The organism is Paenibacillus lautus NBRC 15380 (assembly GCF_004000945.1).
Taxonomy (GTDB): Bacteria; Bacillota; Bacilli; order Paenibacillales; family Paenibacillaceae; genus Paenibacillus_AQ; species Paenibacillus_AQ lautus.
Genome location: NZ_BIMF01000005.1, coordinates 166,275 through 184,614, shown reverse-complemented (window position 1 = coordinate 184,614; position 18,340 = coordinate 166,275). Strand labels below are relative to the sequence as shown.

15 protein-coding genes are annotated in these 18,340 nt (G+C 50.1%); 14 read left to right on the top strand and 1 reads right to left on the bottom strand.

Features of this window, described 5'->3' with window-relative positions; genetic code table 11:
• Positions 1-311: 311 nt before the first annotated feature.
• The 10 genes from PLA01S_RS11995 (at position 312) to PLA01S_RS11950 (ending at position 11,820) form a co-directional block, all read left to right on the top strand.
• Positions 312-623, top strand: coding sequence for a hypothetical protein (locus tag PLA01S_RS11995; protein WP_100537977.1), 312 nt, complete (start codon positions 312-314; stop codon positions 621-623).
• Between the two features lie 89 nt (positions 624-712).
• Positions 713-4,696, top strand: coding sequence for a type VII secretion protein EssC (essC, locus tag PLA01S_RS11990; protein WP_127592429.1), 3,984 nt, complete (start codon positions 713-715; stop codon positions 4,694-4,696).
• Between the two features lie 16 nt (positions 4,697-4,712).
• Positions 4,713-5,519 (top strand): hypothetical protein, encoded by an 807-nt coding sequence (locus PLA01S_RS11985; RefSeq protein WP_127592428.1) that lies wholly within the window; start codon positions 4,713-4,715, stop codon positions 5,517-5,519.
• Between the two features lie 27 nt (positions 5,520-5,546).
• The gene (locus PLA01S_RS11980) at positions 5,547-6,059 is read left to right on the top strand and encodes a WXG100 family type VII secretion target (protein ID WP_127592427.1); all 513 of its coding nucleotides are present in this window, start codon (positions 5,547-5,549) and stop codon (positions 6,057-6,059) included.
• 157 nt (positions 6,060-6,216) lie between these two features.
• Positions 6,217-6,492: a WXG100 family type VII secretion target gene (locus PLA01S_RS11975; RefSeq protein WP_006211202.1), complete on the top strand. Its 276-nt coding sequence runs from the start codon at positions 6,217-6,219 to the stop codon at positions 6,490-6,492.
• 158 nt (positions 6,493-6,650) lie between these two features.
• The gene (locus tag PLA01S_RS11970) at positions 6,651-8,720 is read left to right on the top strand and encodes a hypothetical protein (RefSeq protein WP_127592426.1); all 2,070 of its coding nucleotides are present in this window, start codon (positions 6,651-6,653) and stop codon (positions 8,718-8,720) included.
• A 43-nt stretch (positions 8,721-8,763) separates the two neighbouring features.
• On the top strand, positions 8,764-9,516 hold the full coding sequence (locus PLA01S_RS11965; RefSeq protein ID WP_127592425.1) for a vWA domain-containing protein: 753 nt from the start codon (positions 8,764-8,766) through the stop codon (positions 9,514-9,516).
• A gap of 12 nt (positions 9,517-9,528) precedes the next feature.
• Positions 9,529-10,371, top strand: a complete 843-nt coding sequence (locus tag PLA01S_RS11960) for a hypothetical protein (RefSeq protein WP_127592424.1) — start codon at positions 9,529-9,531, stop codon at positions 10,369-10,371.
• 160 nt (positions 10,372-10,531) lie between these two features.
• Positions 10,532-11,329 carry an SDR family oxidoreductase gene (locus PLA01S_RS11955; RefSeq protein ID WP_100537972.1) on the top strand — a complete coding sequence of 266 codons (798 nt, stop codon included), beginning with the start codon at positions 10,532-10,534 and terminating at the stop codon, positions 11,327-11,329.
• 110 nt (positions 11,330-11,439) lie between these two features.
• Positions 11,440-11,820, top strand: a complete 381-nt coding sequence (locus tag PLA01S_RS11950) for a DnaJ family domain-containing protein (protein WP_127592423.1) — start codon at positions 11,440-11,442, stop codon at positions 11,818-11,820.
• Positions 11,821-11,943: 123 nt separating this feature from the next.
• Here PLA01S_RS11950 and gluQRS read toward each other — a convergent pair whose 3' ends face one another.
• Positions 11,944-12,921, bottom strand: coding sequence for a tRNA glutamyl-Q(34) synthetase GluQRS (gene gluQRS / locus PLA01S_RS11945; protein ID WP_127592422.1), 978 nt, complete (start codon positions 12,919-12,921; stop codon positions 11,944-11,946).
• 185 nt (positions 12,922-13,106) lie between these two features.
• Between gluQRS and hrpB the strand changes: the two genes are divergently transcribed.
• The 4 genes from hrpB (at position 13,107) to PLA01S_RS11925 (ending at position 18,339) form a co-directional block, all read left to right on the top strand.
• On the top strand, positions 13,107-15,617 hold the full coding sequence (gene hrpB / locus PLA01S_RS11940; protein ID WP_127592421.1) for an ATP-dependent helicase HrpB: 2,511 nt from the start codon (positions 13,107-13,109) through the stop codon (positions 15,615-15,617).
• A 78-nt stretch (positions 15,618-15,695) separates the two neighbouring features.
• Positions 15,696-16,247: a general stress protein gene (locus PLA01S_RS11935; RefSeq protein WP_127592420.1), complete on the top strand. Its 552-nt coding sequence runs from the start codon at positions 15,696-15,698 to the stop codon at positions 16,245-16,247.
• A 231-nt stretch (positions 16,248-16,478) separates the two neighbouring features.
• Positions 16,479-17,675, top strand: a complete 1,197-nt coding sequence (locus PLA01S_RS11930; RefSeq protein WP_127592419.1) for an acyltransferase — start codon at positions 16,479-16,481, stop codon at positions 17,673-17,675.
• A 304-nt stretch (positions 17,676-17,979) separates the two neighbouring features.
• Entirely contained in the window at positions 17,980-18,339 is a 360-nt protein-coding gene (locus PLA01S_RS11925) for a replication termination protein (RefSeq protein ID WP_071220214.1), read from the top strand.
• Position 18,340 lies beyond the last annotated feature (1 nt).

Here is an 18,340-nt window from a genome sequence, read left to right as displayed (position 1 = left end):
TAAAATAACCTTAAATTCATAGAATTAATCAGCATCATTTTTCTGAGCGTGACATTTTTGTGAACGACAATATTTTACCGTCGAAAAACCCGGTTTTACCCTATAATCAATACATAAATAGTCCCTCCGGACTAACAAACCCACGTGAAAAATAGGAAATAGGAAATATGACACAAATTGACAGAACTAACCTTGGAATGATATTATTACAATAATGTAACTATTTTTTGTAACTATTGAAATAGGTGATTGGACTTCGCATATGGAATAAACATAAGGATTACCATTTTTGGGAAAGTGGGTCGACTTAGATGATACTCACCGTGATCAGCGGGCGAAATGAAGAGGATTGGTTTGATATCGACGTACCCGATGAGTGCTCCATTGAACGGTTGAATGAGCTGCTGGGGCTACGTCTTTTTCGTGAACCCTCGGGTGAAGGGATTCAATATATATTAGAAGCAAAGTTCCCGGAAGGCTTGTGGTTTACGGTGGGGGGCCATTCTAATCTGGTTGAAGCAGGACTTAGAGAAGGCTCCTATATCCGTTTACAACGGGCATTCTCAACAACAACCGAGGAAGCTCCTGTCTACGGCAGAAGATCGTTGTTTCAAGAAAGCTAAGATTGGGTAAATAACCGATTGGTTTTGATTGAAACAGCAAAATACATAATTGTACATTTCAGATGCTCTGGATTAGGAGGAAGTGACACATGAACGTGTTGTACCAACGTTCGCCGCGTATTAGACCGGCTTTACCGAATGAAGACTTGGAGATTCTGAGACCGCCGTCCGAGCCAAGCAAACCGTCGTTTTCGATGATTGCCATCATTATCCCGATTATTATGACGGCTGCGACAATTGGTTTCTATGTCTATATGAACGTGAGCGGTAAGATGGGGAATCCCACTTACATGATGTTCCAGATGCTCTCCATCTTTATGATGCTTACATCCTACACGCTGCCGTTCTTCATGTATTTAAGCAACAAGAAGACTTATCAGAAGAATCTGGCCGAACGCAATCAGAAGTACCGGGCACAGCTAGATCTGCATCGGGAAGAGCTGAAGGAGCGGCAGGAGGATCAGGTTCATATTCTGTTTGATATCCATGGGGATCCGGACGTCTGTTACAACGTTGTGAAGAACCGGAGCAGCAGCTTGTGGGAACGTTCCCCGGAAGACAAGGACTTTCTGGAAATTTGTGTGGGCAAGGGGGAAGTACCGTTTCACATTCATGTGAAGCCGCCCCGTGCGGACGGGTATGATAAGGACCCGTTAATCGAAGCAGCCGAATTGCTGTCAGCCGAGTTCCAGACGGTCGACGATGCCTCCATTGCATTGCCGTTATTCGAATCCAAGGTCATAGGGATCGTCGGCGGAAGAGAACGCGTATTAAATATGCTTCGCGTCATGATGGCCCAAACCTCCGTAAGGCACTCGCCTGACGAAGTGAAAATCGCCGCTTTCTACGAGGAGAAGGAAGCGAGCGAATGGCAGTGGCTGCGCTGGCTGCCCCATACTTGGGATGATGACCGTTCCAGCCGCTATCTTGCGGATCGACGGAGCAATGCGCATCAGCTTGCTGATGAAATATTTACCCATTTATACCGGCGTAAAAACAATCGCTCCGAACATGGAAAAAAATCGATTGAGACGCCGGCTTATGTCGTGATCCTATCCGCTGCCCAATTAATTGAGGAAGAACCACTGCTGCCTCTGTTGATGGAAGATGCCGATGCGGCTGATGCCGTCACCATCATCTTGTCCGACCGGAAAGAAAGCTTGCCGATGCACTGCCAGCTTATCGTTGAGGTTGATCGGGAGCAGGCGGCGTACACGATTAAGAAACCGGACGGCACCGTCTCCAAGCAATCCTTCCAATCCCATCACGTCAGCAGGGAACAGATCGAAGCATTGGCCCGGTATATGGCGCCGATTCGGCTGAAGCGATCTTCTGCATCTGACATCCCTAGCGTTTTGGCACTTTTCGAGATGATGGATATTCAGAAAATCAACGATTTGGATGTATCCAAACGCTGGCAGCAGAACCGATATCCGGATTCATTACCCGTTCCCATGGGTGTCCGGGCGGGCGGAAAGAAGATTAATTTGAATCTTCATGATAAAATAGAGCGTCAAGGTCATGGACCGCATGGTCTGATCGCGGGAACGACCGGTTCGGGGAAAAGTGAGGTTATCCAATCCATCGTTGCTTCCCTGGCATCGGAGTTTCACCCTCATGACCTGGCATTTATGCTTATCGACTATAAGGGCGGCGGCATGTCCAATACGTTTGTCAACCTTCCCCACGTGGTAGGCACTATAACGAATTTGGACAACAATCTGATCGAGCGGGCGAAGGTGTCGCTGAAAGCCGAGCTGGTCCGCCGCCAGAAAATATTGAACGATGCGGGAAACCTGCAGCACATCGACGAGTATTACAAGCTGCTGCGCAATCGGCATGGCGAACCGCTCCCGCATCTCGTGATTATCATTGATGAATTTGCACAGCTGAAGAAAGACCAGCCGGAATTTATGGATGAATTGATCAGCATTGCCGCAATCGGGCGAACGCTGGGTGTCCATCTGATTCTTGCGACTCAGAAACCGGCAGGCGTCGTAGACGATAAAATTTGGAGTAACTCGCGCTTCCGGATCTGTCTTCGGGTACAAAGCGAGGGCGACAGCCGTGATATGCTGAAGATTCCGAATGCAGCCTGGATTAACAAGCCCGGACGAGGCTACTTCCAGGTGGGCAGCGATGAAGTGTTTGAAGAAATGCAGTTTGCTTGGAGCGGCGCTCCTTACGTTGAAGAGAAGGATACGCCTGGCGCAATCTCGATCCGCGAGGTCCGGATCAACGGGAAGACGGAGCCGCTGCTTGCGTCCACTCCATCCCTGGGGGCACATCTGGAAGTGCCCAAACAGCTGCAGGTGTTTATTGACCATGTAGCGGAAGTGGCCAAGGAGCAAGGGATCGAACGGCTCCAGGGTCCTTGGCTTCCACCGCTTCCGGAGAGTCTGGATCTGGACGGAGTACAGTCCGGCATCGAACAGCCGGTGTCGTACGGCGATTCGGCACTTGTGTCCTATGTCGGGATGGTTGACGATTTGCCAAACCAATGCCAGAAGCCGCTGGTGCTCAATCTGGAGCAAGGCCACTGGGCCGTATATGGGATGCCCGGACTCGGTAAGACCACCTTTATTCAAACGATGCTGATGTCGCTGGCCAGCCGGTACACCCCGGACTTTTGGCATGGGTATATCGTGGATATGGGCCGAATGATGCGGGACTTCGCAGGATTGCCTCACATCGGAGGGGTCATGACTGCAGAGGAAGATGATCGTATCAAGCGCCTGTTCCGTTTTCTTACGAAAACGGCTGCGGTTCGCAAGGATATGATAGCCGAGGCTGGCGTGAAGACCGTTGCATCCTACCGCCGTGGCAGCACGGAGACGGTTCCGCAGCTGGTTGTCGTTATTGACGGTTATCTGAATTTCAGGAATTCCTATCCGGATGAGAACGATATGCTTGAATACTTGCTGCGAGAAGGCGGCAGTCTGGGGATCACGTTTATCATTACGGCAAACCGGATTTCGGATATGTTCGAGAAGGTCCGGAGCAATATCTCACAAGCGGTATCGTACGAACTTGCCGATCCGGCCGATTATTATTATGCGGTGGGTCGTCCTACAAGAGCCCCAAGCCAGCTTCCGCCAGGAAGAGGACTGGTCAAAGGCCAGGTGCCGCCGCTTGAATTTCAAACGGCCTTGCCGGCTTCCGGCCAGGAAGAGGGAGACCGTTCGGCCGCGCTTCGCGATATGATTCGCGTATACCGGGAATCATGGCATGGTGAAAAAGCGCCGCGGATCGAATCATTGCCGGATAAGATTCCGCTCCATCAGCTGCTTAAGGTGCAAAAGCCTTATGAAGCGGCAGTAACGGTGAAGTATCAGGTTCCTGTCGGTGTGGCTACGGATGATTTAACTCCTTTTGCGATCAATCTGGAGGATGGGCCGCATTTTATTGTTGCGAGTCCGATGGAAGGCGGTAAAACGTCATTCCTCCTAAGCTGGATGTTATCACTTGCATATCATACATCGCCGGATGAGCTGGAAATCTATACGGTAGATACGCGCTATGGAAGCAGCGGTCTGAGTCGGATGAACCATCTTCCGCATGTCCGTGGGCATGCGGAGAATGAGGAAGACCTGGCTCCGCTCATTTCAGGCCTTTATGAACGGGTTCAGACCCGATCGAAGGACAGTGAGGATCCGGCTATCCTGCTTATGATTGATGACGCTGACGTGCTCAGCAAGCAGCTTTCGGATTTCACCTTGAAGGACCAGCTGTCAGCCATCGTCAGACAGGGAAGGGACCGCAGGATACATGTGGTCGTTGCCGGCGTGCCGGCGGATTTCCCGACGTATGGCGTCGATTGGTTTACCGATATCAAGGCTGCACAAAACGGATTTTTATTCGGAACATTGGATTCGAACGATTTATCGTTCTTCCGGATTCCTTTTTCCGAATCTTCTAATAGTCCTGGAGGACTAAAAATACTTCCGCCAGGACAGGGGTACTACGTAAAACGTAAATTTTCCAGAATAAAAGGCGCAGTTCCGTTTGATGATGAATGGAACGCCCAGAGATGGGTCACAGAAATTCGCGACCGATGGCATGTTGTAGTTTGAGGGGAGGTGGCTCATAATGTTGACAATTCATGCTTCCAAACAAGAAACGATCACGCTGAATGACAAGGAATTTTTCTTCTTGGCTGGAATTATCGGATCGGACCGATTACTTGGTGTTGAAGATCCTTTTGTAGGATTTTTAACGGAAGAAATCGCGGTTGAGTGGGAGAAAACCAAACAATCGCTCCTAAGCAAGCAATATTTGATTCAAGAGGAAGGCGGGGAATTGTCGATTCCACCCGAAGTCTTCTCACGAGTGGCTATTGCCGGACTTGCGGAACGAGCGTGCTGGTTGAAATATGAAAATCAGGATTCGGCATTTGAAGGATATCTGCATGTTACTGACGAACGGGTAATACAAGTATGCAGAAGCGGCGATGACAACCGGTGTTACATGCTTAGCGAACTCGGTACCATTGAACAAACCTGCGATCAACTGGTGCAGGATCTGGCCCTAAGCGACCAAAACTGGGGGGATATTCCGGCTTTATTGCTTAGCCGGAAGGAGTTCGGGGATATTTACACCTCCGTTTCCGAACAGAACAGCGATGATATCGGCGATCGCTTGGCCAGGTTGACGGATGATGCGGAGGGTTCCATCGCTTTAGCGAAATGTATGAAAAACAAGGTGTCTTCGGGGGAACTCCAGCTGTCGATATGGAACGGAATCAGCTGGGAAAGTCAAAATGCAGCATTTATAGTGAACGAGTCCATGAATTGGCTGCTGCGTATGAGCCTGGAGGGAGACCAGGACTGGTTAACCGCAGCGCCAGCGACCAAAGAGCAGTTTCGTCATATGCTACTCATGTGGCTGAAACAGTAACAGAGCCTGTATGAAAGGTGAGGACCAATGCGTATTTCTGTCGAGCCGGAGTCTCTCCGGACGTTAAGCCGTCAGCTGCAGCATAGTGGCGATGAATATTTAGCGATTACGAGAACGCTCAACCAAGCTATGGAATCACTCGTTTGGGAGACGTCTCTCAAAGCGGCGGTTATTGATGAGTGGCAGTCTGCCCGGAGTCTTGGAGAGCATCTGGGAGCTCTTCTTGCTCAGCTGGGCAAGCATCTTCAAAGCAAAGCCGATCAATTTCAAGAAACGGATCATCAGTACCATACGATTTTGGAGCATGCAATCGTAAGTACCGTATCACCGACGGCTCTGTTTGCAGCTTCCGGGATGGATGGACGCTCGTCCATACTTCCGGAATATGGAAACTCCAGCACGGTTATATCGAACCCGAGTTCGGTAGCCGCTGCCGTGGGCATGACCAGTGGAGATAACGGGGATTCGGCCAAACAAGCCGCATTATCCGGGCAAGGCTGGACCTTTACCGATCCGTCTTCGTTTGGAATTGCCAACTAAATCCCTATTCCTTTCGGGATAATCGGGATGGTAAATGTTTCAAATTGGGACGTATAGGGTAACTGGAAATTAGGTCTGAGGACATTTTGATAAACTGAGGCTCTTGGGCTAAGATGTCAAGTGTCACCAGAAAACGAATTTCTAGGAGGTTACATAAATGGCAGGACGTATTTTAATTACGCCAGAGCAAGTCGAGCAAGTAGCGAACCAATTTAAACAGAGCGGTGATCAAAGTCAGCAAATCGTTAACAGCCTGACTCAATCGATCAACGGAATGGAAGGTCAATGGGATGGTATGACGAAGCAGCGCTTTTTCCAGGAATTCCAGGAAGCAAGTCGCTTGATGAACTCCTTCGTACAAACGCTTGACAGCATCAGCAATGAGCTGAAAGCGATCGCTCAGAAATTCCGTATGGCTGACGAATCCCGTTAATATCCATTCGGAGACTTTTGCTTTATAATAGTTTAATAGGCAGAATAAACCGGGTGGAAGATAACCCGGTTTTCTTGCAATTTTGGATGTTTAGAATATAACATTCTGGTTAATAGAGTTATAGAGTTAGGTAACGGAGTTAAGAGAGGATGACGTTCATGACATTTCAGCCAAACCCGGGCGATGGGATTGTTGTAAATGGAACGGCTTATACAGTAGGGCAGCATCCCGCAGCGCCAGGCGTAGCCTATGCCCAAGCTGGGAGGCAGGGAATCGTCTACCAGTTGATCCCTGTGGATGGGGAGCTGCATGAAGCCAAAGCACTAAAAGTCTTTTTTCCTAAGTTCAGAATTCCGGCTATGGTGTATCAATCCGAACATATGGGGAATTATCGCGAGATACCGGGTTTGCAGGTAAGCAGTCGAGAGGTGCTCACTCCCGAAAGAAACGGAGATTTGATAGCGGAATATCCGGATTTGCTCTACGCGGTCATCATGCCATGGATTCATGGATGTACTTGGTTTGACGTTATAAGCGATCAGCGTAATCTTGGACGTTCTGAAAGTCTGATGCTTGCCAAGGCATTGGCAGCCATCGGCTCAAGCATGGAGCAGCGTGGATTAGCCCACTGCGACCTGTCTGCGCCTAATGTCATGCTTCCGTTTTTTTCGGAAGTGAAGCTGCCGGAAGGCGCTGCCGCCGTTGAGCTTGTCGATGTGGAGCAGATGTACAGTCCAAAAATGGACCGACCTGATGTTTTGCTTGCTGGCTCTCCTGGTTATGCGGCTCATCGAACGGTGCATAGCGGGTTATGGAGTTCTTATGCTGATCGTTTCGCAGGTGCTGTTATCATTGCGGAAATGCTGGGATGGAGCGATCCGGCAATCGTTAATCGGGCATGGGGCGAAAGCTATTTTGATCAGCATGAAATGCAGACCCCGTGCGAGCGTTATTTTTTACTGAAAAAGTCGCTGGGTCAGCGTTGGGGTACACGGATTTCGGATCTGTTCGGCAGAACCTGGGACAGTCAGGATTTGAGCAGCTGCCCTACCTTTGGTGAGTGGCTGATTGCATTATCATCATTAAGTGAGGAAGAAGTGGTGGAGGAAGTCCCAGCCGTTATAGCCGCTGCTGCCGCCCATGACGACAATTCGAATGAAGCCCGTTTTGAAACTCCCCAGGAGGTACCGGCCGAAATTATGGCATCGCTCGGAATTGAGCCAGGCACCCGGGAGGTCAACGATAATGTGGTTGGACGCTTGTTTCATCAGGCGCGTGATTTGGAGGATGCGGGTAATCTTTCCGGTGCTTTGGAAATATTCCGATCCGCGTATCATTTCGTAAAGAAGGACAGTCCGCTTGAAGTGGAGCTTGCCGCCGCTATACAGGGGCTGGAGGAGCAGCTTCGTCCGGCTGAAGAATCATCCAACAAAGGCCTTAAAGCACTGTTATTATCCCGTAAATTCATGCTCTCGACCGCTGCGGCTATCGTCATATTGGCAGGTTCTGCGATTACGGTGAATCAGATTTTGGCGGAGAAAGCAGAGAACCGTCAGTTGGATTCCCAGCGATTAGCCGAGCAGCAAGCGCAGGAGAAAGAGGAAGCTGCGCGTAAGCAAGAAGAAGAAGCGCGGAAGCAGCAGGAAGAGGCTGCCCGGAAAGAAGCAGAGGCTAAGAAAGCGGAAGAGGAGCGCTTGAAGGCAGAAGAGGCCAAGAAGGCTGAAGAAGCTGAGCAGGCTCTGAAGGAACAGGAGAAAGCCGAGCTTCAGACTAAGTATGAGAAGCAGGCGAAGTATGAAGCTTATCTGGCATCGCTTGAAGAGAAGAAAAAGAAGCAGGCATTGCAGGAGAAATATGACAATCAAGCCAAGTATGAAGCGTACTTAGCTCAGCTGGAAGAGAAGAAGAAAAGAGCGGCCCAGGAAGCAGCGGCTGCCAAAGCTGAGGCAGAGCGCCAGGCGAAAGCAAGAGCTGCCCAAGAAGCCCAAGCCGCAATGCTCCAGAAGCAGCGTTCCCAAAACGTTGTAGAACTGGTTGCCCTATATAATAAGGCGTATAATGCGCAGGTAGCCGGTAACAAAGACCGTGCTAAGAATGCCGCACGTGAATTCATAGAGCTGTATAACAAGGATAAGGCTTATTATAAGACGGTTGGTAAAATGAGCACCCGCCGTAACAATCTGCAGCAATTCATAAGTGACGACAGCCACTGGATACCAAAACTGTAAAGAAGTAAACATGACGAAAATGCAGGGGTGAATGTTATTCACGATGAACTATACCATTCAAGCATCACAGCGCACGCCAGCGCTCATTATATATCTGATTGATATCAGCGCGTCCATGAATATGCTGATGGAGGACCGTAGGCGGATCGACGTCGTTTACGAAGCATTGTCCTTGGCCATTCGGCAAATGGTGTTTCGCTCCACCAAGGGCAATCGGCTGACGCCTCGGTACCGGATTGCCATCCTTGCATACAGCGATGATGTCTATGATTTGTTAAACGGGATCAAGGGCATTGACGAAATTGCGGCGATCGGTTCGCTTCCGGATTTAACGCCGAAGCGGTTCTCCGATTCGGCGAAAGCGTTCCTTCAGGCCGAGAAAATCCTGCAATCGGAGATTCCGAATATGCAGGATTGTCCTGCGCCGCTCGTGTGCCATATGACGGATGGCGTGGCTACGGGAGAGGATCCGGAACCGATCGCCCGCCGCATCATGAACATGAGCGTTCCGGACGGTAACGTGCTCGTGGAGAATATTTTCATTTCTGATCATCTGATGAATCAGCCGATATCCGAACCACGCCGCTGGAAAGGGATTTCGGCTGATACTTCGCTTGAGGATGAACATGCGCGCAAACTTAAAATGATGTCTTCCGTTCTTCCCGAAAGTTATCGAGAAATGCTGCTTGAGGCGGATTATCAACTGAGCCCGGGAGCTTTGATGATGCTTCCAGGCACTTGCTCTGAGCTGGTGTCCATCGGGTTTCAGATGTCAGCTGCCACGCCGGTAAGGTGAGAGGTCACAAAGATGAAGCGATCATACGCAAGAAGCATGGAATCGTTGGGCATTCGTAAGCGGAAGGCTCAAGCAGCATCGTTTTATTATGAGAGCAAGCAGACCGTGGAAGAACCGATTACGAAGATTAAAGATTTGTTCACATGTCGTTATGCGTATGGCAGAGCGGCAGAGTCTGTCATGCTCTCCGAGATGGGGCAGGATTTCATTGCATTAAAGATGAATGAAGATGTGTGCCATTTTGTATTGTGTGATGGTGTCGGATTGAGTTATCGAGGGGATGTGGCCTCACGTCTGTTAGGTCAGGGGCTGATGAACTGGCTGGAAACGGTTGAGGAACTCACAACCGCATCGCTTGAACGCAAACTGAAAGAACTTACGCATGAAGCTGATCGTGAAATGCGGACTCATTCCCTGAGCTCCGAAACGCCCAAGCTGCTTCGAGAAGTACTGGAAGAGAAGCAGCGCAAGGGAAGCGAAGCCATGTACATTTGCGGTCGCATCGAGCTTTCTTCGGGTTTTCGTCGCAAAGGGAGGTTGTGGCTCGCCTGGCAGGGTGACTCCAGGGTACGCTTGTGGCGCAAGGAAGACGAGATCACCTCGGTATTCGGAGATCGTTTCCGAACGTCGGAACGCTGGTCTTCCCGAAGTGGTCCGATCGGAGGCAGTCCTCATGTGTTTTCGTGCAAATTAGACCCGGAGACCGAATATCGGCTTCAGCTATACAGCGATGGGCTCAACGACCTAGATCCCATGAAGGAGCCGATTCCCGATGAGGAAGTGCAAGTATTAATGAATGCTCGCCATACCGACGGTCTGGAAGATGATGCTTCCTTTCTGGAGATTGTTTGGTAGGTTTCTAAGAATGTTTTTTAGGATAAACGCTGAGTCGGACCCAAAGGTCCGGCTTTTTTGTTCAAAAAATTAGAAATCTTGATTATAAAACAACTCCTTTTGGGTAATCTTGTGACAGATGAATGCATATCGGATTACGATAAAAAGGAGCGTGTGAATAATGAATGAAGGACACGGACGTTTTCATGGGAGAACAGCTATCATTACCGGAGCCGGATCAGGCATTGGGAAGGCTGCGGCCATTCAGCTGGCAAAGGAAGGCGCAAATGTTGCCTTATTCGATCTGTTGGATGACCGAACGAATAAAGCGGAATCGGAGATCAACTTGATTCGCGATGGTTCCGCCAGAGCCTTTGACGTGGATACCACAGATCCTGACCGGGTAGAGAAGGCAGTCCTCGAAACAGTGGAGATTTTTGGCGGCGTCGATATCGTATTCGCCAATGCAGGGATTAACGGCGTGATGACGCCAATTGATGAAATGAAGCTGGAGGAATGGACCAAGACGCTGAACGTGAATTTGAACGGTACGTTTCTGACGGTCAAATATGCGATTCCGCATCTCAAGAAACGGGGACAGGGCAGCATTATCATTACCAGCTCCGTCAATGGCACCCGAACCTTCTCCAACTTTGGGATGAGCGCCTACAGCACAACTAAAGCGGGACAGGTGGCTTTTGCGAAGATGGCCGCGTTGGAGCTGGCGAAATTCAAAATCAGGGTGAATGTCATCTGTCCCGGCGCGATATCCACCAACATTGATCAAAGCACGAAGAAACAGGGAGATCTGGAGGAGATCGTGATTCCGGTGGAATATCCCGAGGGGAGTCAGCCGCTGTCAGACGGTCCGGGTACACCTGAAGAGGTGGCTGATTTGGTGGCGTTTCTCGCTTCCGATCAATCCAGACATATTACCGGGGCGCAAATCTTCATAGATGGAGCCGAATCGCTCTTGTAAATGGAGCAGGAAAAACACCCTGAGGGTTCCCTGCATTTAGAACTTGGAATATAAAAGGCGCTGCTATATGATAAGGAGGACGAAGGAAAAAAGGAGGAGGCTGGGTAATCATGAGCATCTTTTCCAGATTGGCTGAGCAGAAGATCGAAGAAGCGATCCGCAACGGAGAGCTCGATCATTTGCCTCTTGCCGGGAAGAAACTTCCGATCGACGATCTTTCACACATTCCGGAGGATCTGAGAATGTCCTACCGCATCATGAAAAATGCGGGTTATGTCCCTGAAGAAGTTACGCTTCGCAAGGAATGCGTTCAGCTGTATGACTTGCTCGGTGCTGCCCGGAACGACGGTGAGCAGGAGCGGCTTCAACGCAAGCTGAATGAAAAGCATCTTAGATTGCAATTGCTGATGGAACAGCGGGGGCTTAGCGGGAATAGCGCGTTTACGCAGTATGAGTCCAAGGTCAGGGAACGATTAACCCATGAGGAATAACAGAACAGCGCCAGCCTTTCTTCTCTTTTTGAGGATGAAAGTGCTGGCGCTGATTGTTTATCAGGATACGAAGGAACGTAATTGGAATATTGCTCATGAATCCCTTATTTCGATGAATCGCAATCAGGATTCAAACAGCTGACGTTTGACATGATCCGTTATTTTTATCGGGGCAGGAGGTACTTTTGATAAGTCAAAAACAGGAATTAGATCCGCAGGGCGAACGGATTCCGGATGTTCCAGGAGACCGACGGTCCAAGCCAGCCAGCCGATGATGCGCTCGGGCATGATGCCCTGGCCGCGAAGAAATGAGAGGCTAAGTCCGCGGGTTCTCTTGGCGAGCCTTCTGCCTTCCGCATCTACCATCAATGGGGTATGCGCAAACTGTGGCGGCTTGTAGCCCAACGCTTGGTATAAGAGAAGCTGACGTGGGGTGGAGTCTAGCAGATCGGCTCCTCGAAGTACATGGGTTATGCCCATTAACGCATCATCAACGACCACCGCGAGTTGATAGGAGATGATATCGTCTGCTCTGCGAACCACAAAGTCTCCCCCATCGGATAGCCGATAGGACTGCTCTCCGGCGATGCCATCAACAAAGGAAACGTTGGTTTGCGGTACCTTCATCCGCAGCGAAGGCTTCTTATGAAGCGCTCTAAGCGCCGCTTCCTCCCGAGATAAATCTCTACAAGTTCCCGGGTAGCGTAGGCCTTCCGATGCAATGCCGTGCGGTGCGCTGGCTGCAGCCGTTATGTCGGCCCGACTGCAATAGCAGGGGTACAGTTTATTCGATTCCTTCAGCTTTGTGATTTCCCGTTCGTATAACGCTTGGCGTGCCGCCTGATGATAAGGTCCGTAGGCCCCGGCAAGACCGGGACCTTCATCCCAATCCAAGCCGAGCCATTCCAGATCTCTCATCATCTCCACGGCAAGCTCCTGGCGAGAACGCTGCACATCGATATCTTCTATACGGAGTATATATTGTCCGTCCATACTCCTGATTTGCAGCCATCCAAGTAAAGCGGTCAACGCATTGCCGATGTGCATCTTTCCTGATGGCGTAGGGGCAAAGCGGCCGCGAAATGTGGCGTGCAACTCCATACATTTCACCTTCCGACTACATGAATCTTGATGTTTATGTTTACATGGGAATGATATTCATATTGTATCGCAATTATATCGATACTTTCCAGCCGTGGCACAAGCAGCTCCCCTTGACGTACATCAGCTGTTTTATATAATTAAGGGATTATATTGATATTTGATAGGATAACGGAGATGTATCCATGACTGAATTACCGATTCACCGCATACTTCCACAATTGAAAATGGCTTTATCTACTGGAACCCATGCGGTTTTGATTGCTGAACCGGGTGCAGGGAAGACGACCCAGGTGCCCTTAGCATTTTTGAATGAAAGCTGGCTGGAAGGCAAGCGGATCATCATGCTGGAGCCCAGAAGAATTGCAGCGCGCTCGGCCGCGAGTTATATGGCATCCTCTTTGGGAGAGGCCGTTGGTGAGACGATCGGTTATCGCGTCCGAATGGACAGCAAGATCGGTCAGAACACTCGGATCGAAGTCGTGACGGAAGGCATCCTGACGCGCATGCTGCAGGATGATCCGGAATTAACCGGCATCGGTATGATTATATTCGACGAATTCCATGAACGAAATTTACAGGCCGATACCGGCCTGGCTTTTGCGATGGAATCCCAGTCGGTGCTGCGGGAAGACTTAAGGCTGCTCGTCATGTCTGCTACCCTTGAGGCTGAGCCAGTCGCGAGGCTTCTTGGCGACGCACCGGTCATCGTTAGCGAAGGGCGTGCTTTTCCAGTATCTACTCACTATTTACGCTCATTCTCTCTCGACGAGTTGCATAAAGGTGCGGCGAATGCCATCTTGCGGGCACTTTCCGAACAGCAAGGCGATATCCTTGTATTTTTACCGGGAGCCCGTGAAATCAGGAAAACCGCTAACGAATTATTAAGAACGGGTTTAAGCCAAGATGTCGTCATTCGGGAGTTATACAGCGCGCTTCCAGCGGAGAAGCAGGATGACGCAATCAGACGCGATTCGAACGGCAGGCGTAAAATTGTACTCTCTACAAGCATTGCCGAGAGCAGTATTACGATCGAGGGAATCAAGACCGTCGTTGACAGCGGTTATATGCGCACGGAGGTGTTCTCGCCGAGAACGGGACTGCCGCAATTGATTACGAGACGGTTATCCCGGGCATCCGCGGATCAGAGAAGGGGAAGGGCCGGACGTGTATCGGCTGGTGTATGTTATCGCTTATGGAGTGAGGAAGAGCATCGCCATCTGCCGGAAAGCACCATTCCGGCGATCCGTGAATCCGACCTGACGCCGCTGGCCTTGGAATTGGCGGTATGGGGGACGCGTGATCCGGAGCAGCTTGCCTGGCTGGATGCGCCGCCGCGACCAGCTCTTACGCAAGGACAAGCTTTATTGAGGCAGCTGTCGGCTCTGGATGATTCGGGAAGTATCACCCAGCATGGCCGTGAGATGGCCCTGCTTGGGCTCCATCCGAGGCTGGCTCATATGCTGATAAGGGCACAAGAAATAGGTGAGGCGTCACTGGCCATCCGAATCGCTGTACTGCTTCAGGAGCGTGATATCATGAGCAGAGGTGAGGCCATACGGGATCAGGATTTGCGATCACGTGTGGAACGTCTACTCTTGTTTGAGCGCCAGGGTCAGCGATCGGCTGAGCAAGACATGACAAGTGAAGCCGTGCTCCAGCGGATGAAACAAGAGATCAGGAAACTGCATACACAGCTAAATGTCGCATATACGATAAGCGGGAACCTGAATTTCTGCGGCCTATTACTGTCGTTTGCCTACCCGGAACGGATTGCGAAGAACAGGGGAGGAAGCGGGTTCCTGATGCGCAGCGGCAGAGGCGTGAAATTGGTGTCGGTTCAGCCTATGAGCCGTGCCCAGTATATTGTGGTCGCTGCCGTTGATGATCAAGGCGCAGACGGGAATATTCAGCTTGCATCTGAAATGGATGAATTATGGCTTGATAAGTATTATTTTGACGAGATGGAACAGCGTAAAGAGGTCGTATGGGATTCTGCTTCCGGCAGCATCAGGGCGAGGCAGAAGCTGATGCTTGGAGCCCTCGTTATCAAGGAACAAGCCTATTCGAATCCGACTGGGGAGGAAATAGCGCTAGCCCTGCTGCAAGGGATCAGGCAGGAGGGCCTTGGATTGTTGCAGTGGAGCAAGGCAGCATTGCAGCTGAGAGAGCGGCTGGCCTTTATGTTCCGGCATGATCCCGAGGGAAATTGGCCAGATGTTTCGGACGAGGGCCTGCTGAATCAAGCGGAGGAGTGGCTGCTCCCTTATTTGGAAGGGCTGCGGAATCGAAATGATATAAGACGTCTTGCTCCGGGAACGCTCTTGGAGCATATGCTTAGCTGGGAGCAAAAGCAGCAGCTTCAGAAGGAAGCGCCGACTCATATCAGGGTGCCGAGCGGGTCCTTGATCCCAGTTAACTACAGTGACCCTGAACAACCGTTCCTGGCTGTCCGCCTGCAGGAGATGTTCGGACTCCAGGATACGCCGCGGATTGCCGAGGGTCGGGTTGCTTTGACCTTGCATTTGTTGTCACCCGCCCAAAGGCCCGTTCAGGTGACCTCGGATCTATCCAGTTTCTGGCGCAGCGGCTATTTCGAGGTGAAAAAAGACTTAAAGGGGAGATACCCTAAACATTATTGGCCTGATGATCCCATGGAGGCGACTGCAACCCATCGGACCCGGCCCAAGGCTTAACACAGCAGTGTCACGTTTAATTTCCCCCTCCGTCGGGTAATGTTAAATAGGAACGACCACCGATAAGGAGGGTTTATCATGGAGAAGAAAATTGTTGGAGTATTCCGTTCGGAACAGGAAGCGGCTCAAGCCATCGAGCAGCTTCAACGGCATGGGATTCCGAACGATGCCATTTCCATTATAGCGAAGGATAAACGCGAAGCAGATATGATTGCCGAGCAGACGGGGACGATGGCGCCTGAAGGGGTAGCTGCAGGTGCAGCAACAGGCGGCATACTCGGAGGTACGGCAGGTTTGCTGGCAGGACTTGGGGCTTTGGCTATTCCCGGCATCGGCCCGATTCTTGCCGCAGGACCTATAGCAGCGACGCTTACCGGCGCAGCAGTCGGTGCGGGAGCCGGCGGGTTGGTCGGTGGTTTTATCGGCCTTGGCATTCCGGAAGACGAGGCGAAAGAGTACGAGTCTCATATCGAGCAAGGACGGATTCTGGTTTTGGTTGATGCTGATCAAGAAAATACAGGCATCTACGATATATTCCGCGATTATGATTACAGAAACGAGGGCCGTGCCGGAGCGGTAGATCTGGATCGAGACGACACGCTTCCGCCGCGAGGGACTACGCTGCTGTAAGGAAACATCAACCGGTTCCGAATGGAGCCGGTTTTTTTATAGATATCAACCACGTTCTGTCTTCTGTTAAGGTACTTTTGATTGATGTGTTTCTTAAGATACATAACCATATAGATCATACTTCATTTTGCTTATAACATTAGCATCAGTAAATAATTGGATTACCCGATCAAGGGCAGTCTCCCTTACAATGAGGGGTGTTCACACGAAGTCAGACGAAGGGGGAGCAGTATGCCCAAAGAAAGAATACCGGAAATCGAGCGCCTGCGGGGAATTGCTTTTCTAGCCGTGGTCTTACAGCACTCCATTGCGCATTATTCTGTCGCGCCGGGAATGACGACAGGTGATGGTTTGATGATGGCAGTTCTTCTGATGGCGACGAAATTTGCTGTGCCCGTCTTTATTTTTATTACCGGCATGGTGCTGTTCTATAACGATAAAGGTCAACTGCATTACGGAGGGTTTATCAAGAGGCGTTTTGGTGACATCTACGTTCCATTTGCGGTTTGGACCTTGATTACTTTATTGATCAATCATAAATTTAATCCCGCTGTCATTGAGGATTGGAAGTATCTTGGGGAAGTATGGTTAAGCGGGAAATCGAGCTCGCATTTTTGGTATATTATTATGTTATTTCAATTTTATTTGCTGTACCCCCTGTTCCGCTCCGCGATATTGGGAGTGAAGGAACGATGGGGCTGGCAGACGCAGCTTACGATATTGATTTTATCCGGGTTATTGTACGTGGGTTTAACAGGGATAATTAATGATATTGGCCAATGGATGGGAAGCTTGAAAATTCCGGTATGGAGCGAGCTGTTTACAACCTACGCGGATCGGAACGCACTCTATTATTTCTTCTATTTTGCGCTGGGTGCGGCCGCCGGTTTATACCATGACTCTTGGGAAAAATGGCTGCAAAAGGCACGGCCGGCTATATGGCTCATCTTCGCGTTTTTGTTCGGATGGATGCTCATGCAGGCCGTTAATGAACTTCGTTCCGCTGCGAATGGCACAATCACGTTCTATTCCTTATCACTGCTTCGCCCGATGATGGCACTTTTCCTGATTAGCTCTATATTGGTCATGTACGATGTGGCCGGCTGGATATGTCGTCATGCCGGGGCGGGAGCGAATGCGCTTCTTGCCTCCATTGGGCTCTATTCGTATGGTGCCTACCTGATGCATCTTTTGACACTGCGTATAAGCTATGCAGTCGATGAATCTTTGCTGATCAGCATGCACCCTCTGGTTCGGATACTCTCTTCATGGATCATCAGCGTGGGCGTGGCTTACGGTGCCACACGCTTGCTCGTCAAGCTGCCGTTCGGGAAGTGGCTTGTCGGAATCGCTGGAACAAGAAAAAATGGCGGTGTTCGTCCATACGGCAAATCACACCCCACAACCGGTACATCCACCGGGATGTGAAGAATTAAACCCACCCTTGAGGGTGGGTTTTTTGTGATACCAACCCTTCGATCCACGCCAACAACCCAAAAAACAGCAGATGAAAAATCATATACTATATAATTTCAACATATGAAAAATTCACAACAATTAAAACATAGACGCCATTGCATCACTCTTATTCACCCAACACCCGACAACGTTTCAAGCTACGCCTTCTTGGTTTAAAAAGAGGGGGATGCTTCCTATTGTGCAAACTGGGAAACTGTGGGTTATAATTAGGTATATTATGGGACAAGTAGCTCGTGAAGGAGGAGGCGTCCAGATGGCATTTATGATCGCCCAGCGTGCTTTTATCAAAGTATATCTCATTACCATGGTGGAGCAGCAGCGCGGATACGGATATCAGATGCTGGAAGAACTGCGGCAAGAATTCAAGAGCCATGGGTATTCACCGCCGCAAAGCGAAATTTACCGGGCTCTGCATGAATTGGTGCAGGAGGGTGTACTATACCGTACCAAGCAGCTGAAAGGGAATGATCCGCGGGTCGATTTTCAAGAAATCGTTCTTTATCATTTTACCGATGATGGTGCCGAGAAAGCTAAACTCTACAAAAAACAGGTTAAAACAGATTTGGATCGATGTTTGGGGATCCTTCATAAAGCGGTAAACGATAATTTTTAAA